At 61.9% G+C, this 21,445-nt stretch carries 22 protein-coding genes and 1 pseudogene; 15 read left to right on the plus strand and 8 right to left on the minus strand.

The annotated features are described in order from the left end of the window. Window positions 1-125: 125 nt before the first annotated feature. Window positions 126-2,411, plus strand: a complete 2,286-nt coding sequence (parC, locus tag JL39_RS12685; protein ID WP_037150648.1) for a DNA topoisomerase IV subunit A — start codon at window positions 126-128, stop codon at window positions 2,409-2,411. A 30-nt stretch (window positions 2,412-2,441) separates the two neighbouring features. Further along, the gene (locus JL39_RS31940; protein WP_161784758.1) at window positions 2,442-2,606 is read left to right on the plus strand and encodes a hypothetical protein; all 165 of its coding nucleotides are present in this window, start codon (window positions 2,442-2,444) and stop codon (window positions 2,604-2,606) included. Between the two features lie 35 nt (window positions 2,607-2,641). Here the strand turns inward: JL39_RS31940 and JL39_RS12695 are convergent, their stop codons facing one another. The 5 genes from JL39_RS12695 to JL39_RS12715 form a co-directional block, all read right to left on the minus strand. Continuing rightward, the gene (locus JL39_RS12695; RefSeq protein WP_037150651.1) at window positions 2,642-3,541 is read right to left on the minus strand and encodes a DMT family transporter; all 900 of its coding nucleotides are present in this window, start codon (window positions 3,539-3,541) and stop codon (window positions 2,642-2,644) included. Between the two features lie 15 nt (window positions 3,542-3,556). Beyond that, window positions 3,557-4,318 carry an arginyltransferase gene (locus tag JL39_RS12700; protein ID WP_037150654.1) on the minus strand — a complete coding sequence of 254 codons (762 nt, stop codon included), beginning with the start codon at window positions 4,316-4,318 and terminating at the stop codon, window positions 3,557-3,559. A gap of 120 nt (window positions 4,319-4,438) precedes the next feature. After that, on the minus strand, window positions 4,439-4,897 hold the full coding sequence (locus JL39_RS12705; RefSeq protein ID WP_037150655.1) for an RDD family protein: 459 nt from the start codon (window positions 4,895-4,897) through the stop codon (window positions 4,439-4,441). A gap of 62 nt (window positions 4,898-4,959) precedes the next feature. Continuing rightward, window positions 4,960-5,976 carry a porphobilinogen synthase gene (hemB, locus tag JL39_RS12710; RefSeq protein WP_037150658.1) on the minus strand — a complete coding sequence of 339 codons (1,017 nt, stop codon included), beginning with the start codon at window positions 5,974-5,976 and terminating at the stop codon, window positions 4,960-4,962. A gap of 77 nt (window positions 5,977-6,053) precedes the next feature. After that, window positions 6,054-6,431 (minus strand): cupin domain-containing protein, encoded by a 378-nt coding sequence (locus tag JL39_RS12715; protein WP_037150660.1) that lies wholly within the window; start codon window positions 6,429-6,431, stop codon window positions 6,054-6,056. A 117-nt stretch (window positions 6,432-6,548) separates the two neighbouring features. Here JL39_RS12715 and JL39_RS12720 point away from each other — a divergent pair, with 117 nt between their 5' ends. The 7 genes from JL39_RS12720 to JL39_RS12750 all read left to right on the plus strand — a co-directional run bounded on the left by JL39_RS12720 (window position 6,549) and on the right by JL39_RS12750 (window position 13,119). Then, complete coding sequence (locus tag JL39_RS12720; RefSeq protein ID WP_037150662.1) at window positions 6,549-6,986, plus strand: DUF6163 family protein; 438 nt, start codon at window positions 6,549-6,551, stop codon at window positions 6,984-6,986. Window positions 6,987-7,219: 233 nt separating this feature from the next. Then, entirely contained in the window at window positions 7,220-7,735 is a 516-nt protein-coding gene (locus JL39_RS12725) for a MarR family winged helix-turn-helix transcriptional regulator (RefSeq protein ID WP_037150934.1), read from the plus strand. 347 nt (window positions 7,736-8,082) lie between these two features. Next, a complete protein-coding gene (locus JL39_RS12730) occupies window positions 8,083-9,414 on the plus strand; it encodes a L,D-transpeptidase family protein (protein WP_037150937.1) in 1,332 nt (443 codons plus the stop codon). A 175-nt stretch (window positions 9,415-9,589) separates the two neighbouring features. Next, entirely contained in the window at window positions 9,590-10,879 is a 1,290-nt protein-coding gene (glyA, locus tag JL39_RS12735) for a serine hydroxymethyltransferase (RefSeq protein WP_037150664.1), read from the plus strand. 29 nt (window positions 10,880-10,908) lie between these two features. After that, window positions 10,909-11,388, plus strand: coding sequence for a transcriptional regulator NrdR (nrdR, locus tag JL39_RS12740; RefSeq protein ID WP_037150667.1), 480 nt, complete (start codon window positions 10,909-10,911; stop codon window positions 11,386-11,388). A gap of 13 nt (window positions 11,389-11,401) precedes the next feature. Then, window positions 11,402-12,505 (plus strand): bifunctional diaminohydroxyphosphoribosylaminopyrimidine deaminase/5-amino-6-(5-phosphoribosylamino)uracil reductase RibD, encoded by a 1,104-nt coding sequence (gene ribD, locus JL39_RS12745; protein WP_037150669.1) that lies wholly within the window; start codon window positions 11,402-11,404, stop codon window positions 12,503-12,505. Then, entirely contained in the window at window positions 12,505-13,119 is a 615-nt protein-coding gene (locus JL39_RS12750) for a riboflavin synthase (protein ID WP_037150671.1), read from the plus strand. Before ribD ends, JL39_RS12750 begins: the two co-directional genes overlap by 1 nt. A 3-nt stretch (window positions 13,120-13,122) precedes the next feature. Here JL39_RS12750 and JL39_RS12755 read toward each other — a convergent pair whose 3' ends face one another. Then, window positions 13,123-13,737 (minus strand): GNAT family N-acetyltransferase, encoded by a 615-nt coding sequence (locus JL39_RS12755; RefSeq protein WP_081952819.1) that lies wholly within the window; start codon window positions 13,735-13,737, stop codon window positions 13,123-13,125. 95 nt (window positions 13,738-13,832) lie between these two features. Next, a complete protein-coding gene (locus JL39_RS12760; protein ID WP_037150673.1) occupies window positions 13,833-14,117 on the minus strand; it encodes an acylphosphatase in 285 nt (94 codons plus the stop codon). A gap of 684 nt (window positions 14,118-14,801) precedes the next feature. Here JL39_RS12760 and JL39_RS12765 point away from each other — a divergent pair. From JL39_RS12765 to JL39_RS12780, 4 genes and pseudogenes are all read left to right on the plus strand, one after another. Then, a pseudogene (locus tag JL39_RS12765) lies at window positions 14,802-15,281 on the plus strand (6,7-dimethyl-8-ribityllumazine synthase); the annotation flags it as partial. 4 nt (window positions 15,282-15,285) lie between these two features. Continuing rightward, complete coding sequence (gene nusB / locus JL39_RS12770; protein WP_037150948.1) at window positions 15,286-15,765, plus strand: transcription antitermination factor NusB; 480 nt, start codon at window positions 15,286-15,288, stop codon at window positions 15,763-15,765. 14 nt (window positions 15,766-15,779) lie between these two features. Next, window positions 15,780-17,000, plus strand: a complete 1,221-nt coding sequence (locus JL39_RS12775) for an MFS transporter (RefSeq protein ID WP_037150678.1) — start codon at window positions 15,780-15,782, stop codon at window positions 16,998-17,000. A gap of 215 nt (window positions 17,001-17,215) precedes the next feature. Then, a complete protein-coding gene (locus JL39_RS12780) occupies window positions 17,216-19,357 on the plus strand; it encodes a sodium-translocating pyrophosphatase (RefSeq protein WP_037150680.1) in 2,142 nt (713 codons plus the stop codon). Between the two features lie 74 nt (window positions 19,358-19,431). On the opposite strand, the gene JL39_RS12785 is transcribed toward JL39_RS12780, so the two are convergent. Next, entirely contained in the window at window positions 19,432-19,956 is a 525-nt protein-coding gene (locus JL39_RS12785) for an outer membrane protein assembly factor BamE (RefSeq protein ID WP_037150683.1), read from the minus strand. Window positions 19,957-20,180: 224 nt separating this feature from the next. On the opposite strand from JL39_RS12785, the gene JL39_RS12790 reads away from it, so the two are divergent. Together JL39_RS12790 and JL39_RS12795 are read left to right on the plus strand one after the other, a co-directional pair. Beyond that, complete coding sequence (locus JL39_RS12790) at window positions 20,181-20,729, plus strand: ubiquinol-cytochrome C chaperone family protein (protein ID WP_037150686.1); 549 nt, start codon at window positions 20,181-20,183, stop codon at window positions 20,727-20,729. A gap of 6 nt (window positions 20,730-20,735) precedes the next feature. Next, window positions 20,736-21,302: a DUF177 domain-containing protein gene (locus JL39_RS12795; protein ID WP_037150688.1), complete on the plus strand. Its 567-nt coding sequence runs from the start codon at window positions 20,736-20,738 to the stop codon at window positions 21,300-21,302. Window positions 21,303-21,445 lie beyond the last annotated feature (143 nt).

A 21,445-nucleotide genomic window follows, 5' to 3' on the forward strand; every position in this document is an offset into this window, starting at 1 on the left:
GCGGCGAAATTGCGGCTTTGCCCTGGGAACGAAAGGATGGCGAAATTCATCGCTGTGGCCCGTTCTCCACAGACGCTTCGTACATGATTCTTGCCGGGAATCAGGCTTTCCGGTAGTCAAGGCCCATGGGACAAAATCTGACACCTCCTTCCGGCGGCGACGGCGGAGACAATATTCTTCCGGTGGACCTGAAGGCTGCGCTCGAGGAGCGTTATCTCGCCTATGCGTTGTCGACCATCATGCATCGTGCTCTGCCGGATGTGCGTGACGGGCTGAAGCCGGTCCATCGCCGCATCATCCACGCTATGAGCGAGATGGGCATCCGCCCGAATTCGGCCTTCAAGAAATGCGCCCGCATCGTCGGCGATGTCATTGGTAAGTTCCATCCGCATGGTGATCAATCCGTCTACGACGCGCTTGTTCGCCTTGCCCAGGATTTCTCGCAGCGTTATCCGGTCGTCGACGGGCAGGGGAATTTCGGCAATATCGACGGAGACGGCGCCGCCGCCTACCGTTATACCGAAGCCCGTATGACCGAGGTCGCCGGTCTCCTGCTGGAGGGGATCGAGCAGGATGCGGTCGATTTCCGTCCGACCTACAACGAAGAGGACAGCGAGCCGGTCGTCCTTCCGGGCAGCTTTCCCAATCTTCTTGCCAACGGCACCTCGGGTATCGCCGTCGGCATGGCGACCTCGATCCCGCCGCATAACGTGCATGAGCTGTGCGATGCGGCTCTGCATCTGATCAAGCATCCGGACGCGACCGTCGAGGACCTGATGGCCGACCCGGCCGATCCCGCCAGGGGCGGCATCGAGGGGCCCGACCTGCCGACCGGCGGCATCATCATCGATAGCCGGGCCTCTATGATCGAGGCCTACAAGACCGGCCGCGGCGGCTTTCGCGTGCGCGCCCGCTGGCAGATCGAGGATCTCGGCCGTGGCGGCTATCAGATCGTCGTCACCGAAATCCCCTTTCAGGTGCAGAAATCGCGGTTGATCGAGAAGATCGCCGAGCTGCTGCTCGCCCGCAAGCTGCCGCTGCTGGAGGATGTGCGCGACGAATCGGCGGAAGACGTTCGCATCGTTTTGGTGCCGAAGAGCCGAACGGTGGACGCCACGCTGCTGATGGAATCGATGTTCAAGCTGACGGAGCTGGAAAACCGCTTCCCGCTCAACATGAATGTCCTCTCCATGGGCCGCGTGCCGAAGGTGATGGCGCTCAACGAGATTCTGAGCGAGTGGCTGGGACACCGCAAGGAAGTGCTCATCCGCCGCTCGCGTTTCCGGCTGGCGGCGATCGACCGGCGGCTCGACATTCTCGGCGGCCTTCTCATAGCCTATCTCAATCTCGATGAGGTGATCCGCATCATCCGCGAGGAGGACGAGCCGAAGCCGGTGATGATTGCGCGCTGGTCGCTCACGGATACGCAGGCGGAAGCCATCCTCAACATGCGGCTGCGCAACCTGCGCAAGCTCGAAGAGTTCGAGATCCGCACCGAGTTCGACGAGCTCACCAAGGAAAAGGCGGATATCGAGGCGCTGCTGGCGTCCGACGACAAGCAGTGGCGGGTCGTCGAGCACCAGATCCAGGAGGTCCGCAAGAGTTTCGCCAAGGGCCGCGGCAAGCCCTATGCGCGCCTGACGAGTTTTGCCGACGCGCCGGAGGCGGATATCGAAGCGATCAACCAGGCGATGATCGAGAAGGAACCGATCACCGTCGTCGTCTCGCAGAAGGGCTGGATCCGCGCGCTCAAGGGGCACATGTCCGATACGTCGAACCTCACCTTCAAGGAAGGCGACGGGCCGAAGCTCGCCTTCCCGGCGCAGACGACCGACAAGCTGCTGCTGGTGACGACGGGAGGCAAGGCCTACACACTCGGCGCCGACAGGCTGCCGGGCGGCCGCGGCCACGGCGAACCGGTCCGCATCATGGTCGACATGGAGAACGATCAGGACATCCTGACCGCTTTCGTGCATGACCCGTCGCGCAAGTTGATCCTCGCCTCGACTGCGGGCAACGGCTTCGTGGTGGCGGAAAGCGAAATGATCGCCAACACCCGCAAGGGCAAGCAGATCATGAACGTCGGCATGCCGGACGAGGCGAAGCTCGTCGTGCCGGTTTCGGGCGATCACGTCGCTGTGGTCGGCGAGAACCGCAAGATGCTCGTCTTCCCGCTCGTCCAGCTTCCCGAGATGAGTCGCGGCAAGGGCGTGCGCCTGCAGCGCTACAAGGACGGCGGCATTTCCGACGTCAAGTGTTTCGCGATGGCCGACGGGCTTTCCTGGGAAGACAGCGCCGGCCGTGTCTTCACGCGCAACAAGGACGAGCTTCTGGAATGGATAGGCGACCGCGCCTCCGCCGGACGCGTCGTGCCGAAGGGCTTTCCGAGAAGCGGGAAATTTGCGGGGTGATCAGGTCTTCGCCAAGTGGCTGAGGGCGACGTGATATTTCCTCATCGCCATCTTGGCGGCGAGGAGTTGACGCTGGAAGTCTTCATCCGACACGTTTTTGGGATCGAACAGCTCCATGCCTGTATCGTCCGCATGGATTTCGAGTACATGGCCTTCTTTCCAGCCGAGACGATCGAGGACACGGTTGAGCTGTGATGCTACCATAGATAGATTGAAATGCGAGCGCTATATCAGGCGGAGGTTGCCATCTGCGCCTTCACCCTCTCCACTCTCCGCATCTGCCAGAGCGAATAGCCGATCAGCGCCAGGATGAGGATCGCGCCGCCGAGAAGCGTGCGGGAAGAGGGGACTTCCGAAAAGATCAGCCAGACCCAGATCGGCGCAAGGATCGTTTCGAGCAGATAGAACATGCCGACTTCCGGGCCGGAGAGATATTTCGGGCCGGTTGCCAGGCACCAGAAGGCGAGCGGCATCATGACCGCTCCGTCGAATATCACCCAGAAGGGATCGGGGACCGAAAAGCCGCCCGTGCCGGCAAGGGAAGATATGCCCACGAAGGCAAGTCCGATCAGCCCCGGCATGACAGCCGCGACGAGCGGCACGAAGCCCATGTCGATGCGCGTCGCCCGGCCGATGGTGATCGCCAGTGCCAGCAGCAAGGAGACCAGAATTGCCAGCGCATCGCCGAAGAGATGCCCCCCGGAAAGGCCGCCCGAAACGATCAGTCCAACACCCAGGAGCATGATCAGCATGGTGAGAAGCGTCGCAGGCGAGGGGCGTTCCTTCAGCACCAGCCATCCGAGGAGTGCGGCGAACATCGGCGTGAAGGCGACGATGAAGACGACATTGGCGGTGGCCGTGTTGAAGATGGCGCCGAGGAACGCGATCGTCGAAATGCCGTAGCAGAAGCCGGCGGCGAGGCCCGCCTTGCCGGGGATCAGGATCGGGCGGCTGGAACCGAAGCGGCGGACGAGGAGCCAGAGGAGGATTGCCGCCAAGAAGGTGGTGACGCTGCGCAATAGGATCGTCGACCAGAGTTCGCCATGGCCGAGCCTGACGAGCGGCACGTCGAAGGAGAGCGCGAGCCCGCCGATGGTGGTGAGCACGAGGCCCTTCTTGTGACTGTTCATGGAGAGGGTCAGGTATCAGGCGTCGGTTGAGGGATCGTAGAGCTCCCAGCCGCGCGGGGTGAGATGCTCCTGCGGCAGGAAGCGGGTCTTGTAGCCCATCTTTGAGGACCCCTTGACCCAATAGCCGAGATAGACATGCGGCAGGCCGAGCGCCTTCGTGCGGTTGATGTGGTCGAGGATCATGAAGGTGCCGAGCGACCGCTTTTCGAGTTCGGGGTTGAAGAAGGAATAGACCATGGAAACCCCGTCGCTCATCATGTCGGTGAGTGCCACGGCCATCAATTCCCCCTTCGGCTCATTGCTGATGCCCGAACCCGGCTCGCGACGGCGGTATTCGATGATGCGGGTGTTGACATGCGTATCCTCCACCATGATCGCGTAGTCAAGCGCCGACATGTCGGACATGCCACCGCGCTGGTGCCGGTCATCGAGGTAGCGGCGGAAAAGCGAGAACTGCTCGGTGGAGGGTTGCGCTGGATAGACGGTCGAGACCAGGTCGCTGTTGGTCGCGAGCACGCGCCGCATTGAACGGTTATGCTCGAAATCATTGGCGAGGATGCGGACCGAAACGCAGGCGCGACAGGATTCGCAAGCCGGGCGATAGGCGATGTTTTGCGATCGTCGGAAACCGCCTTGGGTGAGGAGATCATTCATTTCGGCGGCGCGCGGACCGACCAGGTGAGTGAAGACCTTGCGCTCCATCTCGCCCGGAAGGTAGGGACAAACTGCCGGGGCCGTCAGATAAAACTGCGGTGAGGGCGTTGCCTGGGTATTCATTGCGTCGCGGTGGTCCCGTCTTGTCATCGTAATCCATACCATGGCGCATAAAAGTAAAACGTCAACCATGTGCAGCGTGGCGCAGCACCGCTTGCACGACAAACGTTCTGTCGGTGACGGTTACGCGGTCCGGATGATGACGGTGCCGAGCAGCATGTCGTGCACGAGACGCGAGCGTTCGGTAAAGAGGCCGACGAGCAGGATGAGCGGCGTGAGCACCGAATTGATGATCCAGAAGATCACCGTGTGGGCGACCGCCGTCAGGAAGTCCATCCGCCGGCCGTCGAGACGGACCATGGCAACCCCCATGGCGCGCATGCCGGGCGATGCCTGGTTCGGGCCGCCGAGCGTCAGGCCGAAATAGAGAAGCGCGACGATCACGAAGAGCGCGGGATAGAGCATGAAGCCGAGCCCGAGCGTGATGATGCCGAGGAAGAAGACGACGACCGCTGCCGGAATGCAGAGCAGCAGGATGATCAGGTAATCGATGACGAAGGCAAAGACCCGCCGCGACAGAACGCCACTATAGGCCCGCCAGTCGTCGGGGGCGGCATAGGCGGGGTTCGGGTCGAGGGTCATCGGGTTCGTGTCTCCTGTTTCTACCCAAAGGATATGGGTAGAAACCATTTATACAACAAGTCTCAACGGCTTTTTGCCAGTTTCTTCGCCGCATCCACCGCGAAATAGGTGAGGATGCCGTCGCAGCCGGCGCGCTTGAAACAGAGCAGCGTCTCCATCATGATCCGCTCGCCGTCGATCCAGCCGTTCATCGCGGCCGCCTTGATCTGCGTATATTCTCCCGAGACCTGATAGGCGAAGGTTGGCAGCCCGAAGGCTTCCTTGATGCGCCAGCAGATATCGAGATAGGCAAGACCCGGCTTCACCATCAGCATGTCGGCGCCTTCCTCGACGTCGAGTGCTGCGTCGCGCAGGGCCTCGGTGCCGTTCGCCGGCGAGATATAGTAGCTGTTCTTGTCACCCTTCAGGAGGCCGCTCGTGTTGATCGCCTCGCGATAGGGTCCGTAGAAGCCGGACGAGAATTTCGTCGCATAGGACATGATGCCGACATCCTGGTGGCCTGCGGCATCGAGCGCGTGGCGGATCGCGCCGATGCGGCCGTCCATCATCTCCGACGGCGCGATGATGTCGGCACCGGCGTCCGCCTGCATCACGGCCGCCCTGACGATCTGATCCACCGTCTCGTCGTTGACGATCACGCCATCGCGCAGGATTCCGTCATGGCCGTGGCTGGTGAAGGGGTCGAGCGCCACGTCGGTGATGATGCCGATATTCGGTACCGCCTTTTTGATCGCCGCCGTCGCCTGGTTGATCAGATTGTCTGGAACAAGGCTGTTGGAGCCGGTCTCGTCGCGCAGTTCCATTTCGATGTCGGGAAAGGTGGCGATCGCCGGAATGCCGAGATCGGCGGCCTCTTTTACCGCTTCCACTGCCTTGTCGACGCTCATGCGGCTGACACCGGGCATGGCCGCGATCGGATCGACGATGCCGGTGCCGGGCACGATGAAGATCGGCCAGATCAAATCATCGACCGTCAGCCGGCTTTCCTGGACGAGGCGGCGCGTCCAGTCGGCCTTGCGGTTGCGCCGCATGCGGCGATGGCCGGTGATCTCGTCGACCAGATGCGTCTTGTCCATGATAGGGCTCCATTCTTCTGCAATTGCGCCGCTATTATCATGGAGCAGGATCTTTATGAATGGGCGGGATCGCCGCAGCGCTAAATCCAGAGATCGTTTTGGGCGGTGCGTTCGCCGCCTTCGTGACCGGTGTTTAAAACGCCGCGCGGCTCCACCAGCATCATCTTTACTTCCTTTTCGGCAAACGGCTTGTGCTCGACGCCCTTCGGCACGACGAACATTTCGCCGGGGCCGATATGGACGGAGCCGTCGCGGAAATCGATCCGCAAGTCTCCTTCGAGAACGATGAAGGTTTCATCGGTTTCGGGATGATCATGCCAGATGAAGTCGCCCTGGATGCGGACGAGCTTGAACTGGCAGTCGTTCATTTCTGCTACGACGCGCGGCTGCCAGAGATCGGGAATCCGCTGCAGTTTTTCGGCAAGATTGACTGATGCGCGGGAAAAGTCGCTGCTCATGTCTGCTCCTTCGGTTGGCGGAAGATGTAGCCGGGCCGAATTCAAAGCTCTTGAACGATTGTGCAGGCGCTGGTCCGGCACTGGCGGTTGGCGGCCGGGGCGGCTAGTGTAGATCCTATGGAGCCTGATTCACTGAACGTGCCGAGGCGCACGCTGACGGAAATCCTTTACGTGATCTTCCTGCGGATGATCGCGCTCATCTGCTTCTGGTTCGGCCTGCAATATTGGGCGATGCTGGTCGGCTATTCGCTGCATGGCATGGCGCGCTTCGATCTCCTGAGCCTTCCCTGGAAGGTGGCGGCGTCTTCTCTCGCGGTTCTTTTCCCGGTCGCCTCGCTCGGTCTCTGGCTTGCGGTTTCCTGGGGACCGGTGCTTTGGGCGATCGCTGCCGTGACGCAGGTTCTGATGTATATGGTCTGGCCGGATATATTCGGTCATAACCGGCTCGTGCCTCTCATGCATGGCCTCGTGGCGGCGCTTTATATCGTTTTCCGCCTCTCCTTATGGATCGAAGCCCGCCGCAAAGCCGAGCGGGTAAGGATTGATTTACCCTGAAATTAAAGCTTTCGGGGCTGCATTTGACGAAAAATATCCGGCTAAGTTGTTGATTTGTAATAGCCTGAAGTGCTGGCTCTCATAGCCGGCAATCGGCCGCCGGAATTCGACGCGCCGCGTTAAGCCTTTGTTAAGCCTATGTTTTAAGTCGAATTTTATGCGTATTGGATAGTGTCTGTCTCAAGGCGGGAAGAAACAAACACCGCCAAACAAAACAGAGTGAGGCAGTCATGATGAACACGAAACTGAAGCCGCAGGCGGCACCGGCAGTAGCAGAACCGCATGAAGAAACCATTCGCTCCCTTTACATGGAATCGCTGCATCTGGTCGAACGCCTGCACCGCCGTCTTCTCGATGTGATCAAGGATGAATTCGACCGCCAGGGCCGCGACGATGTCAACGCCGTTCAGGCACTCCTGCTGTTCAACATCGGCAATTCGGAACTGACGGCCGGCGAACTGCGCTCCCGCGGTTACTATCTCGGCTCCAACGTGTCCTACAACGTCAAGAAGCTGGTCGACCTCGGTTTCATCAACCATCAGCGTTCACGCATCGACCGCCGCTCGGTCCGCATCAGCCTGACGCCGGAAGGCCAGGCGATCGCCGAAACCGTCGCCAGGCTCTACGAGCGTCACATCGGCTCGATCGAAAAGGTCGGCGGCATCGGCGAAGGCGAGTTCAGCCAGATGAACAAGCTGCTGCAACGCCTCGACCGTTTCTGGAACGACCAGATCCTCTATCGTCTGTAATCGAAAGCTCCAGCAGCCGTCTCATCCACAGGGGCGGCCGCCGGCAAAAGACCTCCTCAGCGATCGGAACCGGATGCGTCCCCTGCGCCTCCGGTTTTCGCGGTTGACGGGCACAGGGGCATGCAAAAAGATCACATGCCCCGCACGGCATTGTGACACGCTGGCACCTGACACCAATTCGCCATATTGCTATGGGACCCGCTGAACCAAAGGGCCGGGCGGGACTTCGTGCTTCACGATATCGCGATGACGACGAGGCCGTGGCTGGCGGCGCATTCTTTTGCGCATTTGTTAACCATATCCCGGTAGGCGTTTAAGACGATACTCGGGACCAGATGGGTAGTATGATGTCGAAAAAGACCGGATCCGAAGTTCTGTCCCGCCGCGCGTTGCTCCGCTCGGCCGTTTCCGCCGGAGCTGCGGCGCTTGCCGCACCTGCTCTTGCGCAGTCGGCCGTCGACGACCTCATCAATGCGCCGCGCCGCGGCACCTGGGACGATCAGTTCGACGCCAAGGCGGCGTCGCGCACGGCCGTCGGCGTCGTCTCCAACAATCCGGTTCTCGGCCCCGGCGGTCCGGCGAACATCCAGCAGGCGATTTTCGATTATCAGCAGATCGTTTCGAACGGCGGCTGGCCTGAAATCAATCCCGGCCAGCAGCGCCTCAAGATCGGCGTCGTCGATCCGTCCGTTCAGGTTCTGCGCCAGCGTCTGATGATTTCCGGCGACCTGCCGCGGGAAGCCGGCATCTCGTCCGCTTTCGATTCCTATGTCGACGGCGCGGTGAAGCGCTTCCAGGCCCGTCACGGCCTGCCGGCCGACGGCGTTCTCGGCGAATTCACCGTCAAGGCGCTCAACGTATCGGCCGACGTCCGCCTGCAGCAGTTGAACACGAATCTCGTCCGTCTCCAGACGTTCTCGGGCGATCTCGGCCCCCGCTACGTGATGGTCAACATTCCGGCCGCCTATATCGAGGCGGTGGAGAACGACCGCGTGGCGCTGCGCACCAATGCCGTCGTCGGCCGCATCGACCGGCCGACGCACGCCATCAACTCGAAGATCTACGAAGTCATCCTCAACCCCTATTGGACGGCTCCGCGCTCGATCGTCGAGAAGGACATCGTGCCGCTGATGCGCAAGGATCCGACCTATCTCACCCGCAACAACATCCGCCTGATCGACGGCAAGGGCAACGAAGTCGCGCCGGAAACGGTCGACTGGTTCGCTCCGAAGGCGCCGAACTTCATGTTCCGTCAGGACCCCGGCAAGATCAACGCCATGGCCTCGACGAAGATCAATTTCCACAACCCGAACAACGAATACATGCACGACACGCCCCAGCAGGGCCTGTTCAACAAGCTGATGCGCTTCGAATCCTCGGGCTGCATGCGCGTGCAGAACGTTCGCGACCTCATCACCTGGCTGCTGCGGGACACGCCCGGCTGGTCGCGCCAGGAGATCGAGCGCGTCATCGCCGGCCGCGTCAACACGCCCATCAAGCTGGCGGAGGAAGTGCCGGTCTATATCGTCTACGTCACGGCCTGGTCGGCGAAGGACCGCGTCGTGCAGTTCCGCGACGACATCTACGAACTCGACGGCAATCAGGAACTGGCGCTGCAGACCACGACCGGTGTCGAGAAGCCGGCCGGTTCCATCGAGGACGACATGCTGCCGCAGTAAGCCGGCGCAGTCGTCAGACTATCGAAGGCCGCATCCGCAAAGGGTGCGGCTTTTTCGTTCAAAGGCTTTTCGCCGCGCCTTCAGGCCCGCAAATGTCGTTCTCCATATTGCCCTGTACCCGGCAGGGCGCTAAGACGCGACATCGCATGCCCCACCCCTTCGAGGAGCCTCGCACATGTCGAACACCAATGCCTTCTTCTCCCGTCCTCTCGCCGAATCCGATCCGGAAATCTTTGGTGCGATCGAGAAGGAGCTGGGTCGCCAGCGCCATGAGATCGAGCTGATCGCTTCGGAAAACATCGTTTCCCGCGCCGTGCTCGAAGCGCAGGGTTCGATCATGACCAACAAGTATGCGGAGGGTTATCCGGGCAAACGCTATTACGGCGGCTGCCAGTTCGTCGACATCGCCGAGGAACTGGCGATCGAGCGCGCCAAGAAGCTTTTCGGCGTCAACTTCGTCAACGTCCAGCCGAATTCCGGCTCGCAGATGAACCAGGCGGTTTTCCTGGCGCTGCTGCAGCCCGGCGACACGTTCATGGGCCTGGACCTCAACTCGGGCGGACACCTAACCCACGGCTCGCCGGTCAATATGTCCGGCAAGTGGTTCAACGTCGTTTCCTACGGTGTGCGCGAAGGCGACAACTTGCTCGACATGGACGACGTGCAGAAGAAGGCCGAGGAGCACAAGCCGAAGCTGATCATCGCCGGCGGCACGGCCTATTCCCGCATATGGGACTGGAAGCGTTTTCGCGAGATCGCCGATTCGGTCGGCGCCTACCTGATGGTGGACATGGCCCATATCGCCGGCCTCGTTGCAGGCGGTCAGCATCCCTCGCCGTTCCCGCACTGCCATGTGGCAACGACGACGACGCACAAATCGCTGCGCGGCCCGCGCGGCGGCGTCGTCATGACGAATGACGAGGAACTGGCGAAGAAGATCAATTCGGCCGTCTTCCCGGGCCTGCAGGGCGGTCCGCTGATGCACATCATCGCCGCCAAGGCGGTCGCTTTCGGCGAGGCGCTGCAGCCGGAATTCAAGGAATATGCCGCGCAGATCGTCAAGAACGCCAAGGCGCTTGCCGAGACGCTGAAGGCCGGCGGCCTCGACATCGTTTCCGGCGGCACCGACAACCACCTAATGCTGGTCGATCTCCGCAAGAAGAACGCCACCGGCAAGCGCGCTGAAGCAGCCCTTGGCCGCGGCTACATCACCACCAACAAGAACGGCATTCCATTCGACCCGGAAAAGCCTTTCGTCACCTCCGGCATCCGCCTCGGCACGCCAGCCGGCACGACGCGGGGCTTCAAGGAAGCGGAGTTCAAGGCGATCGGCAACCTGATCGTCGAGGTTCTCGACGGCCTGAAGATCGCCAATTCCGACGAGGGCAATGCCACCGTGGAAGCCGGTGTTCGGGAAAAGGTGGTGGCGCTCACCGGCCGTTTCCCCATGTACCCTTATATGTAAGCCGAAAACCTAAGACCTAAGGAGAAGCGATGCGCTGCCCCTATTGCGGCTCGGAAGACACGCAGGTCAAGGACTCGCGCCCGGCGGAGGACAATACCTCCATCCGCCGGCGGCGCATCTGCCCGGATTGTGGCGGCCGCTTCACCACGTTCGAGCGGGTGCAACTGCGCGAGCTGATGGTCACCAAGAAGACCGGCCGCAAGGTGCCGTTCGACCGCAACAAGCTGGTGCGCTCCTTCCAGATCGCGCTGCGCAAGCGGCCGGTCGACAACGACCGCATCGAGCGGGCGGTCTCCGGCATTGTCCGGCGACTGGAAAGCTCGGGCGAAAGCGAGATATCGTCGGAGGAAATCGGCCTGCAGGTGCTGGAAGCCTTGAAGAGCCTAGATGACGTGGCCTTCGTGCGCTACGCGTCGGTCTATCGCGATTTCTCCCATGCGGAGGATTTCGAGAAGGTGATCGCCGAGATCAATGCCAAGATCGCTCGCGATCCCGGCGTGGAGCCATAGGAAAGCGTGACGGATGACCGCGGCTGATGACGAAAAGTTCATGACGCGGGCGCTCGAACTGTCGCGTCGGCATGCCGGCCTGACCGGCACCAACCCATCGGTCGGCTGCGTCATTGTCAAGGACGGCGAGATCGTCGGCGAGGCGGTAACGGCGCCGGGCGGCAGGCCGCATGCGGAAGCCCAGGCGCTCGCGATCGCCGGCGACAAGGCGAGGGGGGCGACCGTCTATGTCACGCTCGAACCCTGCTCGCACTACGGCAAGACGCCGCCCTGTGCCAATGCGCTGGTGGAAGCCGGCGTCGCCCGCGTCGTCACCTGCCTGACCGACCCGGACCCACGTGTCTCCGGCCGAGGATTGGCGATCCTCGAGGAGGCGGGCATCATCGTGGAAAACGGCTTGATGGAGAAGGAGGGACGGCGGGCGCTCGCCAGCTACCTCATGCGTCAGACGAAGGGCCGCCCCCATGTGACGCTGAAGCTTGCGGTTTCCGCCGATGGCATGCTTGGCCGTCCGGGCGAAGAGGTGGCGATCACAGGGCTGCTCGCCAAGGACGAGGTTCATCGGCTGAGGGCTCAGGCCGATGCCATCCTCGTCGGCATCGGTACGGTGCTTGCGGATGACCCGGAACTCACGGTCCGAATTCCCGGTATGGAGGACAGGTCGCCCACCCGCATCGTGCTCGACAGGCGGCTCGTCTTGCCGCTGACCTCCAATCTTGTGCGGACGGCGAAGGACGTGCCGGTGATTGCGGTCGCCGGCGAACCGCCGTTGTTCAGCGACGATCCGGATCAGGCCGTCATCGAGCGCCGGGAGGCCCTCAGGGCGGCCGGTGTCGAAACGCTCCAATGCGACCCGCACGATCTGGAACTGCTGTTGGGAGCGCTGTCGACTCGGGGGATCTCCTCGATCCTGGTCGAGGGCGGGGCGGCGGTCGCGAAATCCTTCCTGAATGCCGGCCTCGTGGATCGCATCCTGCTATTCCAGGGCACCGGTACGATTGACGGCAACGGACTTGAATCGCCCGTCGTGCCATCCGATATCCCGGATGGCTTCGAGCTGGTAGGCGAAGCCGCATACGGTCCTGACCGCACGTTCGAATACGAAAGGGTCTCCTGATGTTCACCGGAATTGTCACCGATGTCGGCACGGTCTCCGAACTGACGCCGATGGACGAGGGGCTGAAGCTCAGGATCGCCACCAATTACGATCCGAAGACGATCGATATGGGCGCCTCGATCGCCCATGCCGGCGTCTGCCTCACGGTGACGGCCCTTCCGGACGAAGGTAGTAACGAGCGCTGGTTCGAGGTGGAAGCCTGGGAAGAGGCGCTCAGGCTGACGACGGTCTCCGCATGGACCGAGGGTACACGGATCAATCTTGAAAGGCCGCTGAAGATCGGCGACGAACTCGGCGGCCATATCGTTTCCGGTCATGTGGACGGCAAGGCGGAAATCCTTGCGATCGAGCCGGAAGGCGAGGCGGTGCGCATCCGTCTTCGCGCGCCGGAACATTTGGCTCGCTTCGTCGCGCCGAAGGGTTCGGTCGCGCTCGACGGCACGTCGCTGACGGTCAACGCGGTCGAAGGCACGGATTTCGACGTCCTCCTGATCCGCCATACGCTGGCCGTCACGACATGGGGCGACCGCAAGCCGGGCGATTTCGTCAATTTCGAGGTCGACACCATGGCCCGCTATGCCGCACGGCTGGCGGAGTTTCCGGCAAAGGGCTGAGGTCTACGCCGTCCGTGCGCCTGCTTCACGGGCAAGCACGACGATCGGGCCGTGGTAGTTGCTGCGGGCGAATTCGTGGAAACCGAACTTGGCGGCAAGCCGCAGAGAGGCCTGGTTTTCCGGGCTGATGATGCAGGTCATTCGCCGGCCTGGAAAATGCGCATCGGCCCAGGCAAGGAGCGCGCCCACCGCCTCCGTCGCATATCCCTTGCCGTGGGCGGAGGGGATGAGCGCCCATCCGGTTTCAAGCGTACCTTCGATGGAAGGCTCGAAATCGCGGCGCATGTCCTGGAAGCCTGCCTCGCCGAGAAGCCGTCCCGTCGCTTTTTCCTCGATCGCCAGGAAACCGAAGCCCATCAGGTGCCACATGCCGTTGACCCGCAGCATCCGTCCCCAGCTGTTTTCCCGCGTTGAGGGAACCCCGGTGATGAAGCGAACAACCTCCGGATCGGCCCAGAATGCCGCATAGGCATCGAAATCCTCGATCCGGTGCGGTCTGAGGATGAGCCGCTCGGTCTCGATCGCTGGGATGCCGGCGCCCTTGCGGGACGTAGCCTGTTCGAACGGGTCAAACGTGAAATCGGCGGAATTGGCGACGGGGCCTGTCGGTTCGTTCATGGCGCGCTCCTCTTTTCTGCGAGGAAAAGACCACGCTTTGTGGCGCTCTGCCAGCCCGAACTTTCAATGTCTTCTTTGGCGCATCGTGGGCGCCGTCACCGGCTGATGCGGAACTCCGTCGGAAACTCTGCCAGTGTGGCCGCTTGTGTCTCCACACCGGAAACCGATGCGGCGGGAGGCCCGCGTCGAAAGCGCTCGATCATCATCGAGACCGCGGCATAGGGACCTGCAATCAGGGCGACCACCGCCCCGTCCTCTTCGTTGCGGACCCAGCCCGTCAAACCGAGCCGCACTGCCTCGTCGCGTGTCCAGACGCGGAAGCTGACGCCCTGTACCCTCCCGGTTATCTTGACAAGGACGGCCTTATGATCATCGGACATGGTCGCCTCCTCCTGGAAACGCCATTGAAATGGAAACAAGGGAAGCGGGGTCAAGAGGTATCGGAGCGTGCTCCGCAGCCGTTTCCACCACCCATTTCATTCCGGGAGGGAGGATGATCTCCCTCTGCAGCTCAAATTCCTCAATCACTTGGCCCTTTTCTCATCCTCGCTCTTCCAACCCATGCCTACAATCTCTCCGCTTCCGTCGCCGGAGTGTTTCGCGAGACGTTCGCGGGCAGGCGGGGGCCGGCGCTTCCATCGGAACCGTAACGTGCGGGGACGGTGGAAGAGGTGAAAGCCATGGAGGAGAGCGGGCGACAAACCCGATCGCCTCCTATCAAGCCTCCCCCTGGCCGCCGGGTCAGGTTCGGTTGAGCCGTGCAAGTGGTGAGACTTCCCGAAAGGAAGTCGCGAACAAGACCACGCAGCGAGGCGAGATGATCATCTGTAGGGACCGGAAGCCCCGAAAGAACGCCGAAGGCCACGCACATGCGGAGCCACTACATTATACATTTGAGAGGTTTCGCATGTGCGTGGGCTCTCCCGTAACTGATTGCGAACTACGCCGGCTTCCGCGCGTAGGCAGATCTGCTGTGCCGGCGCTGCAGGGCTGCGGCTCTAAAAACACTTGCCAATCCGCCCGCGCCATGATTTGACCGCCGCAATCGGGAAAGATGCAAATCCCGCCAATTTCCGCAGGAAAAACCCATGTCCGATACCAAGCCCCACATGCTGATCGTCGAGGCGCGCTTTTACGACGACATGTCCGATGCGCTGCTCGACGGTGCGACTCATGCGCTCAAGGAAGCGGGAGCGACCTATGACGTCGTGACGGTTCCGGGTGCCCTGGAGGTTCCGCCGGCGATCGCGATGGCGCTGGATGCAGCCGAGGAAGGGGGCAGGAATTACGACGGTTTCGTTGCGCTCGGCATGGTGATCCGCGGCGAGACCTATCATTTCGACATCGTCTCGAACGAATCCGCGCGCGCGCTGATGGATCTTGCCGTCTCCGAATCACTGGCGATCGGCAACGGCATCCTGACCTGCGAGAACGAGGAACAGGCCTGGGCGCGTGCGCGCCGTTCGGACAAGGACAAGGGCGGCTTTGCTGCCCGGGCAGCGCTTTCCATGATCGCGCTGCGAGAAAAACTTTATGGTGGTTGATTTCATGACAAAGGAAGGCGAACAGCCGGTCAAGCAGGCCAATCAGCGAGGCGCCGCCCGTCTTGCCGCCGTGCAGGCACTTTATCAGATGGATATAGGCGGCACTGGCGTGCTGGAGGTCGTGGCGGAATACGAGGCCCATCGCCTCGGCCAGGAACTGGACGGCGAGACCTACCTGAAGGCGGATGCCTCCTGGTTCCGTTCCATCGTCTCCGGCGTTGTGCGCGACCAGACGAAGATTGACCCGCTGATCCGTGCCTCGCTGCAGGAAGACTGGCCGCTCTCGCGCCTCGATTCGACGCTGCGCGCCATCCTTAGGGCGGGTACGTTCGAGATTCTCGAGCGCAAGGACGTGCCGGTAGCCGTCATCGTCACCGAATATGTCGAAATCGCCCGTGCCTTCTTCGAAGAGGACGAGCCGCGCATCGTCAACGCCGTTCTTGACCGTATCGCCAAGCAGGCGCGCGGCGAAGCGAAGAAATAGCCGGGCAGGGACCTATGGACGCAACGGTGGACGGTCTTCAGAAGCAGTTGCAGACGGCCCGGCGCAGCGTCGCGCTCCTTGCCGCCACCCAGGCGATCCTGGGTTCGGGTCCGCCCATGGTCTTTGCGCTCGGCGGGCTCGCGGGTTATCAGCTTCTCGGTGACGACAAATCGCTTTCGACGGCGCCGCTGACCGGCTTCAACGTCGGCATGGCGGCGGGCGCCGTCGCGATCGCCGTTTCCTCGCGTTTCCTCGGCCGCAAGTCGAGCTTCATGCTGGGCGCGCTTCTGGGTGCATTCGGCGCAGCCGTTGCGGCAATCGCGCTCTTCCAGGCGAATTTCTGGCTCTTCGCGCTGGGCCTCTTGCTGATCGGCCTCTGCAACGGCTTCACCCAGAAAATCCGCTTCGCCGCCGCCGATGCCTCGCCGTCCTTCTACAAGCCGAAGGCGATTTCCTGGATTCTGGCGGCCGGCATCGTCTCTGCGGTGCTCGGCCCGCAACTTGCGATCTGGACCCAGGATCTGTTCGAGCCGGTTCTGTTTGCCGGTGCCTTCATGGCGATCATTCCGCTCTGCCTGCTGGCCATCGCCATGCTTTCGCCGCTGAAACTGCCGGAGGCTGTCGGCACCGCTTCGGCGGGGCCCGTACGACCGCTGCGCGAAATCGTGCTGACGCAGCGCTTCATCACCGGCATGGTCTGCGGCATCGGCTCCTATGCGTTGATGACCTTCATGATGACCGGCGCGCCGCTCGCCATGGTGATCGGCTGCGGTTTCCCGTCGGAAATGGCGACTCTCGGCATCCAGTGGCATGTGCTCGCCATGTTCGCGCCGAGCTTCTTCACCGGCATGCTGATCTCCCGCTTCGGCGTCGAGAAAATCGTCGCCGCAGGCCTTCTCATCCTCATGGGCTGCGCGGTCGTCGCCCATATGGGCATCGAACTCTGGAACTTCTGGGGTGCGCTGGTGCTGCTCGGCATCGGCTGGAACTTCGGCTTCATCGGCTCGACCGCGATCGTCGCCTCCAGCTACCGCCCGCACGAGGCCGACAAGGTGCAGGGTTTCCACGACATCATCCTGTTCACCACGGTGGCCCTCTCGTCGTTCTCCTCCGGCAAGGTCTTCACCGCTTATGGCTGGTCGTTCATGAACCTCATCATCTGGCCGGTGACGATCCTCTGCCTCGTCCTCATCCTGGCGCTGATGGCCAAGTCGCGTTCCACCAAATCTGCTTGAAGTCTTGCCCTTTCGGGCTTGACGCCGGTTCTTCTCCACCGCAATCTCGCCTCCGCGTGAGCGAACCCGAACTCCCGGGGAGGGGAGGCGGTCGCCTGCGCGGAAATGCGCATGGAATATTGCGGTGCTTCTGGCATCTTCGGGAAAGGTGCCGCGCCGCGGGGTGCATGGCCGGAGGGATTTGACCGTCCGGCGCTTAGGGAGAGGGAAAGCGAATGACCGTAATTTGGGGTGTGATCGTCTGCGGCCTGCTGTCGATCATTTATGCCATCTGGGCGACGCGCTCGGTGCTGGCTGCCGATCAGGGCAATCAGCGCATGCAGGAGATCGCCGGCTATATCCGTGAAGGTGCGCAGGCCTATCTGACGCGCCAGTACATGACCATCGCCATGGTCGGCGTCGTGGTGGCCATCCTGGCCTGGCTGCTCCTGTCCGGCTCGGCGGCGATCGGCTTCATCATCGGCGCTGTGCTTTCGGGCGCTGCCGGCTTTATCGGCATGCATGTATCGGTCCGCGCCAACGTGCGCACGGCCCAGGCCTCCTCGCAGAGCCTTGCCGCCGGCCTCGATATCGCTTTCAAGTCGGGCGCGATCACCGGCATGCTGGTGGCGGGCCTCGCTCTCCTCGGCGTTTCGATCTACTACCTAATCCTGACCTCCGTCCTCGGTCACCCGAGCGGCTCTCGTGAAGTGATCGACGCGCTCGTGGCGCTCGGCTTCGGTGCCTCGCTGATCTCGATCTTCGCCCGTCTCGGCGGCGGCATCTTCACCAAGGGCGCGGACGTCGGCGGCGATCTCGTCGGCAAGGTCGAAGCCGGCATTCCGGAAGACGATCCGCGCAATCCGGCAACGATCGCCGACAACGTCGGCGACAATGTCGGCGATTGCGCCGGCATGGCTGCCGACCTCTTCGAGACCTATGCGGTGACCGTCGTCGCCACGATGGTCCTTGCGGCGATCTTCTTTGCCGGTGCGCCGATCCTCGAAACCGTCATGGTCTATCCGCTGGCGATCTGCGGGGCCTGCATCGTCACCTCGATCATCGGCACGTTCTTCGTGAAGCTCGGCTCCAACGGCTCGATCATGGGCGCGCTCTACAAAGGTCTGATCGTCACCGGCCTGTTGTCGATCCTCGGTCTCGGTGCGGCCACATCGCTCACCATTGGCTGGGGAACGATCGGCACGATCGCGGGTATGGAAATCACCGGCACGAATCTGTTCATCTGCGGCCTGCTCGGCCTCGTGGTGACGGCGCTGATCGTGGTGATCACCGAATATTACACCGGCACCAACAAGCGGCCGGTGAACTCGATCGCGCAGGCCTCGGTGACCGGCCACGGCACCAATGTCATTCAGGGCCTGGCCGTATCGCTCGAATCGACCGCCCTCCCGGCGATCGTCATCGTCGGCGGTATTATCGCCACATACCAGTTCGGCGGCCTGTTCGGCACGGCGATCGCGGTGACCACCATGCTCGGCCTTGCCGGCATGATCGTCGCGCTCGACGCCTTCGGCCCGGTGACGGACAATGCCGGCGGCATCGCCGAAATGGCCCACCTGCCGCCGGAAGTGCGCAAGTCGACCGACGCGCTCGACGCGGTCGGCAACACGACCAAGGCCGTCACCAAGGGTTATGCGATCGGTTCGGCGGGCCTGGGCGCGCTGGTTCTCTTCGCCGCCTATTCCAACGACCTGCAGTATTTCGCCGCCAACCCTGCCGAATATCCCTATTTCAGCGGCATCGGTGAAATCTCCTTCAGCCTGTCCAACCCCTATGTTGTCGCTGGCCTGATCTTCGGCGGCCTGATCCCTTACCTCTTCGGTGGCATCGCCATGACCGCCGTCGGCAAGGCGGGTGGTGCGGTGGTCGAGGAAGTCCGCCGCCAGTTTCGTGAGAAGCCCGGTATCATGGAAGGCACGGAAAAGCCGGATTACGGTCGTGCGGTCGACATGCTGACCAAGGCGGCGATCCGCGAGATGATCGTGCCGTCGATGCTTCCGGTTCTGGCGCCGATCGTCGTCTATTTCGGCGTTCTGCTGATCTCCGGCGGCGACAAGGCCTCGGCCTTCGCAGCACTCGGTGCATCGCTGCTGGGCGTCATCGTCAACGGCCTTTTCGTGGCGATCTCCATGACGTCGGGCGGCGGCGCCTGGGACAATGCCAAGAAAAGCTTCGAGGACGGCTTTACCGACAAGGACGGCGTCAAGCACTTCAAGGGCTCGGATGCGCACAAGGCCTCCGTCACCGGCGACACCGTCGGCGATCCCTACAAGGACACGGCCGGCCCGGCTGTCAACCCGGCGATCAAGATCACCAATATCGTGGCGCTGCTGCTGCTTGCGATTCTCGCTGGTTGATATCTTCTGCCTGAAACGGAAAAGGCCCGCGGGGAGCGATCTCCGCGGGCCTTCCCATTCGCAGTCGGCTTTAATCAGTTCCCGAGATTCTGGAAGATGCTGCGGGCTGCGGCCGCACCGCCGCTGGCGGCGCCGGTGCCACCGGACAGGAGCTGCTGCAGGAAGGTGAGGTCGCGGCCGCCGGTCGGCGTCGTGCGCGAGATCGTGTCGAACACCTTGCCATCCTGCAGCGTGTAGTTGGCGCGGCGGGCGATGACGCCGTCCTTGTCGAAATAGATCGCCAGCACCGTCTGCTCGACGAGCCGAGGCTTCATGAAGGCGGCCGCCCGCGTGCGCTTCTGCGAGATGTAATAGAAGACCTCGCTGTCGAAGGTCGCCGTCGTCGACGGGGTGCCCATGGTGAGCAGCACCTGTTCGCGACTCGATCCGACTGGAATGAGGTTCAGCGACTGCTGGTCGATAACATAGCCGTTATACATGGTGTCGCCGATTTGCATGGACGTGCAACCCGAGACGGTGATGGATGCGACGACCATCGCCATCGCGGTCTTATTCAAGAATGTCATCTCGTACCCGAAAACCCGCTTGTTCAACCGCATTCCCCAACTCAACGCGCCCTTGCTGCTCATACCATTGTGGCTATTCGGGGACATAGGATTGATCTTGCTCCCGATATTCGGGCACAAAGATCATCGCCCCGTTCGCTGATCCGGCGGAACGGCATTGCAATTCGTGCCTGCTTCGGTAAACCAGCTTTCGTTTCCATGCAACATGGCCGGGCGTCGCTCTGGGTCATTCGCGGAAGCAAGGAACAGGAATTCGGATGATCTTCGGCCTTTTCAAGAAGAAGAATCGCAATCAGTCGATCGTCGACCGGCAATACGCGGCCTTGACGTCTGCCGCGCGCGTTCCTTTCTTTTATAGCGATCTCGACGTGCCCGACACGGTGATGGGGCGTTTCGAAATGCTCTCGATCGTGATGATCCTGTTCTTTCGCCGCACGGCGAAATCCGACGCCAGCGGCCAGGAACTCGCCCAGGAGATCGTTGATGCCTTCTTCCAGGATATCGACCATTCGATCCGGGAACTCGGCATCGGCGACCAGAGCGTGCCGAAGCGGATGAAGAAACTGGCAGGCATGTTCTACGGGCGCCTGGAGACTTATGCCGCAGCCCTGGAAGAGAGGGATGGCGGGGCACTTGCGGCAGCGGTCCGGCGCAATATCTATCCGGAGAGAGAAGATGCGCCCGCGATGCGTGGGTTGGCGGAGTGGATGATTGCGGCCGAAGTGACACTTGCCGGAGTGTCCGAAGACGAGATTTCCCGCGGGCAGGTCGTTCTGCCGCCGCCGGAGCCTTTGGCGGGAAAGTGAGGTTCCATGAAGAACAAATACGGCGGAGGCGACAAGCCTCCCTTTTCCTATCCCGTGAAAGTCGGGCACATCTCCGCCAATCCCGTGACGGTGCATATCGAGGCGAATGCGCGCGAGCTGGGGGAACTGGCTAGCCTTTGGCAGGTTCTTGCAGTCAATTCGCTGAAGGCAGACCTCCAGGTCGCCCGCTGGAAGAAGGATGGCGTGCGCCTCAAAGGACGGGTCACAGCGGATATCGTCCAGGCCTGCGTAGTGACGCTTGAGCCCGTCAGTTCGAAGATCGACGAGGATTTGGAACAGATCTTCGTGCCGGAAGGCTCGAAACTTGCACGGATCGTCACCAGCGATGCCGCCGAGATGGTGCTTGATCCGGAAGGGCCGGATCTTCCGGAGACCTTTTCCGGTGATACGATCGATGCCGGCGCAGTGGTTGCGGAATTTGCAGCACTTGCCATCGATCCCTATCCGCGCAAGCCCGGTATCGAGTTTGCCGATCACCTGGAAGACGATGCGGATGAGACGCCGGCACGACCCAACCCCTTCGCAGTCCTGAAAGATTGGAAAAAGGACTGAGGGCGGTTGTAAGCGGCAACAAAAACTATATTTTGGCCACGAATTCGCCGGCAGGGCCGCGCATGAGCGGGGTCGCTGGAGACGATAAACTGGCGCATGGCTCCATGATCGGGTGATGCGCTCGGCGAAGATTAAGGATCAGG

Source organism: Rhizobium sp. YS-1r, assembly GCF_000757525.1.
Lineage (GTDB): Bacteria > Pseudomonadota > Alphaproteobacteria > Rhizobiales > Rhizobiaceae > Neorhizobium > Neorhizobium petrolearium.

Coding starts and splice junctions, on each gene's coding strand:
- JL39_RS12755 (WP_081952819.1), bottom strand. CDS start 13,737: ATGAACGAACCGACAGGCCCCGTCGCCAATTCCGCCGATTTCACGTTT.
- JL39_RS12705 (WP_037150655.1), bottom strand. CDS start 4,897: ATGACCCTCGACCCGAACCCCGCCTATGCCGCCCCCGACGACTGGCGG.
- parC (WP_037150648.1), top strand. CDS start 126: ATGGGACAAAATCTGACACCTCCTTCCGGCGGCGACGGCGGAGACAAT.
- JL39_RS12785 (WP_037150683.1), bottom strand. CDS start 19,956: ATGCGGTTGAACAAGCGGGTTTTCGGGTACGAGATGACATTCTTGAAT.
- JL39_RS12750 (WP_037150671.1), top strand. CDS start 12,505: ATGTTCACCGGAATTGTCACCGATGTCGGCACGGTCTCCGAACTGACG.
- JL39_RS12760 (WP_037150673.1), bottom strand. CDS start 14,117: ATGTCCGATGATCATAAGGCCGTCCTTGTCAAGATAACCGGGAGGGTA.
- nusB (WP_037150948.1), top strand. CDS start 15,286: ATGACAAAGGAAGGCGAACAGCCGGTCAAGCAGGCCAATCAGCGAGGC.
- nrdR (WP_037150667.1), top strand. CDS start 10,909: ATGCGCTGCCCCTATTGCGGCTCGGAAGACACGCAGGTCAAGGACTCG.
- JL39_RS12700 (WP_037150654.1), bottom strand. CDS start 4,318: ATGAATACCCAGGCAACGCCCTCACCGCAGTTTTATCTGACGGCCCCG.
- ribD (WP_037150669.1), top strand. CDS start 11,402: ATGACCGCGGCTGATGACGAAAAGTTCATGACGCGGGCGCTCGAACTG.
- JL39_RS12720 (WP_037150662.1), top strand. CDS start 6,549: ATGGAGCCTGATTCACTGAACGTGCCGAGGCGCACGCTGACGGAAATC.
- JL39_RS12725 (WP_037150934.1), top strand. CDS start 7,220: ATGAACACGAAACTGAAGCCGCAGGCGGCACCGGCAGTAGCAGAACCG.
- JL39_RS12795 (WP_037150688.1), top strand. CDS start 20,736: ATGAAGAACAAATACGGCGGAGGCGACAAGCCTCCCTTTTCCTATCCC.
- JL39_RS12695 (WP_037150651.1), bottom strand. CDS start 3,541: ATGAACAGTCACAAGAAGGGCCTCGTGCTCACCACCATCGGCGGGCTC.
- JL39_RS12730 (WP_037150937.1), top strand. CDS start 8,083: ATGTCGAAAAAGACCGGATCCGAAGTTCTGTCCCGCCGCGCGTTGCTC.
- glyA (WP_037150664.1), top strand. CDS start 9,590: ATGTCGAACACCAATGCCTTCTTCTCCCGTCCTCTCGCCGAATCCGAT.
- JL39_RS12775 (WP_037150678.1), top strand. CDS start 15,780: ATGGACGCAACGGTGGACGGTCTTCAGAAGCAGTTGCAGACGGCCCGG.
- JL39_RS12780 (WP_037150680.1), top strand. CDS start 17,216: ATGACCGTAATTTGGGGTGTGATCGTCTGCGGCCTGCTGTCGATCATT.
- JL39_RS12790 (WP_037150686.1), top strand. CDS start 20,181: ATGATCTTCGGCCTTTTCAAGAAGAAGAATCGCAATCAGTCGATCGTC.
- JL39_RS12715 (WP_037150660.1), bottom strand. CDS start 6,431: ATGAGCAGCGACTTTTCCCGCGCATCAGTCAATCTTGCCGAAAAACTG.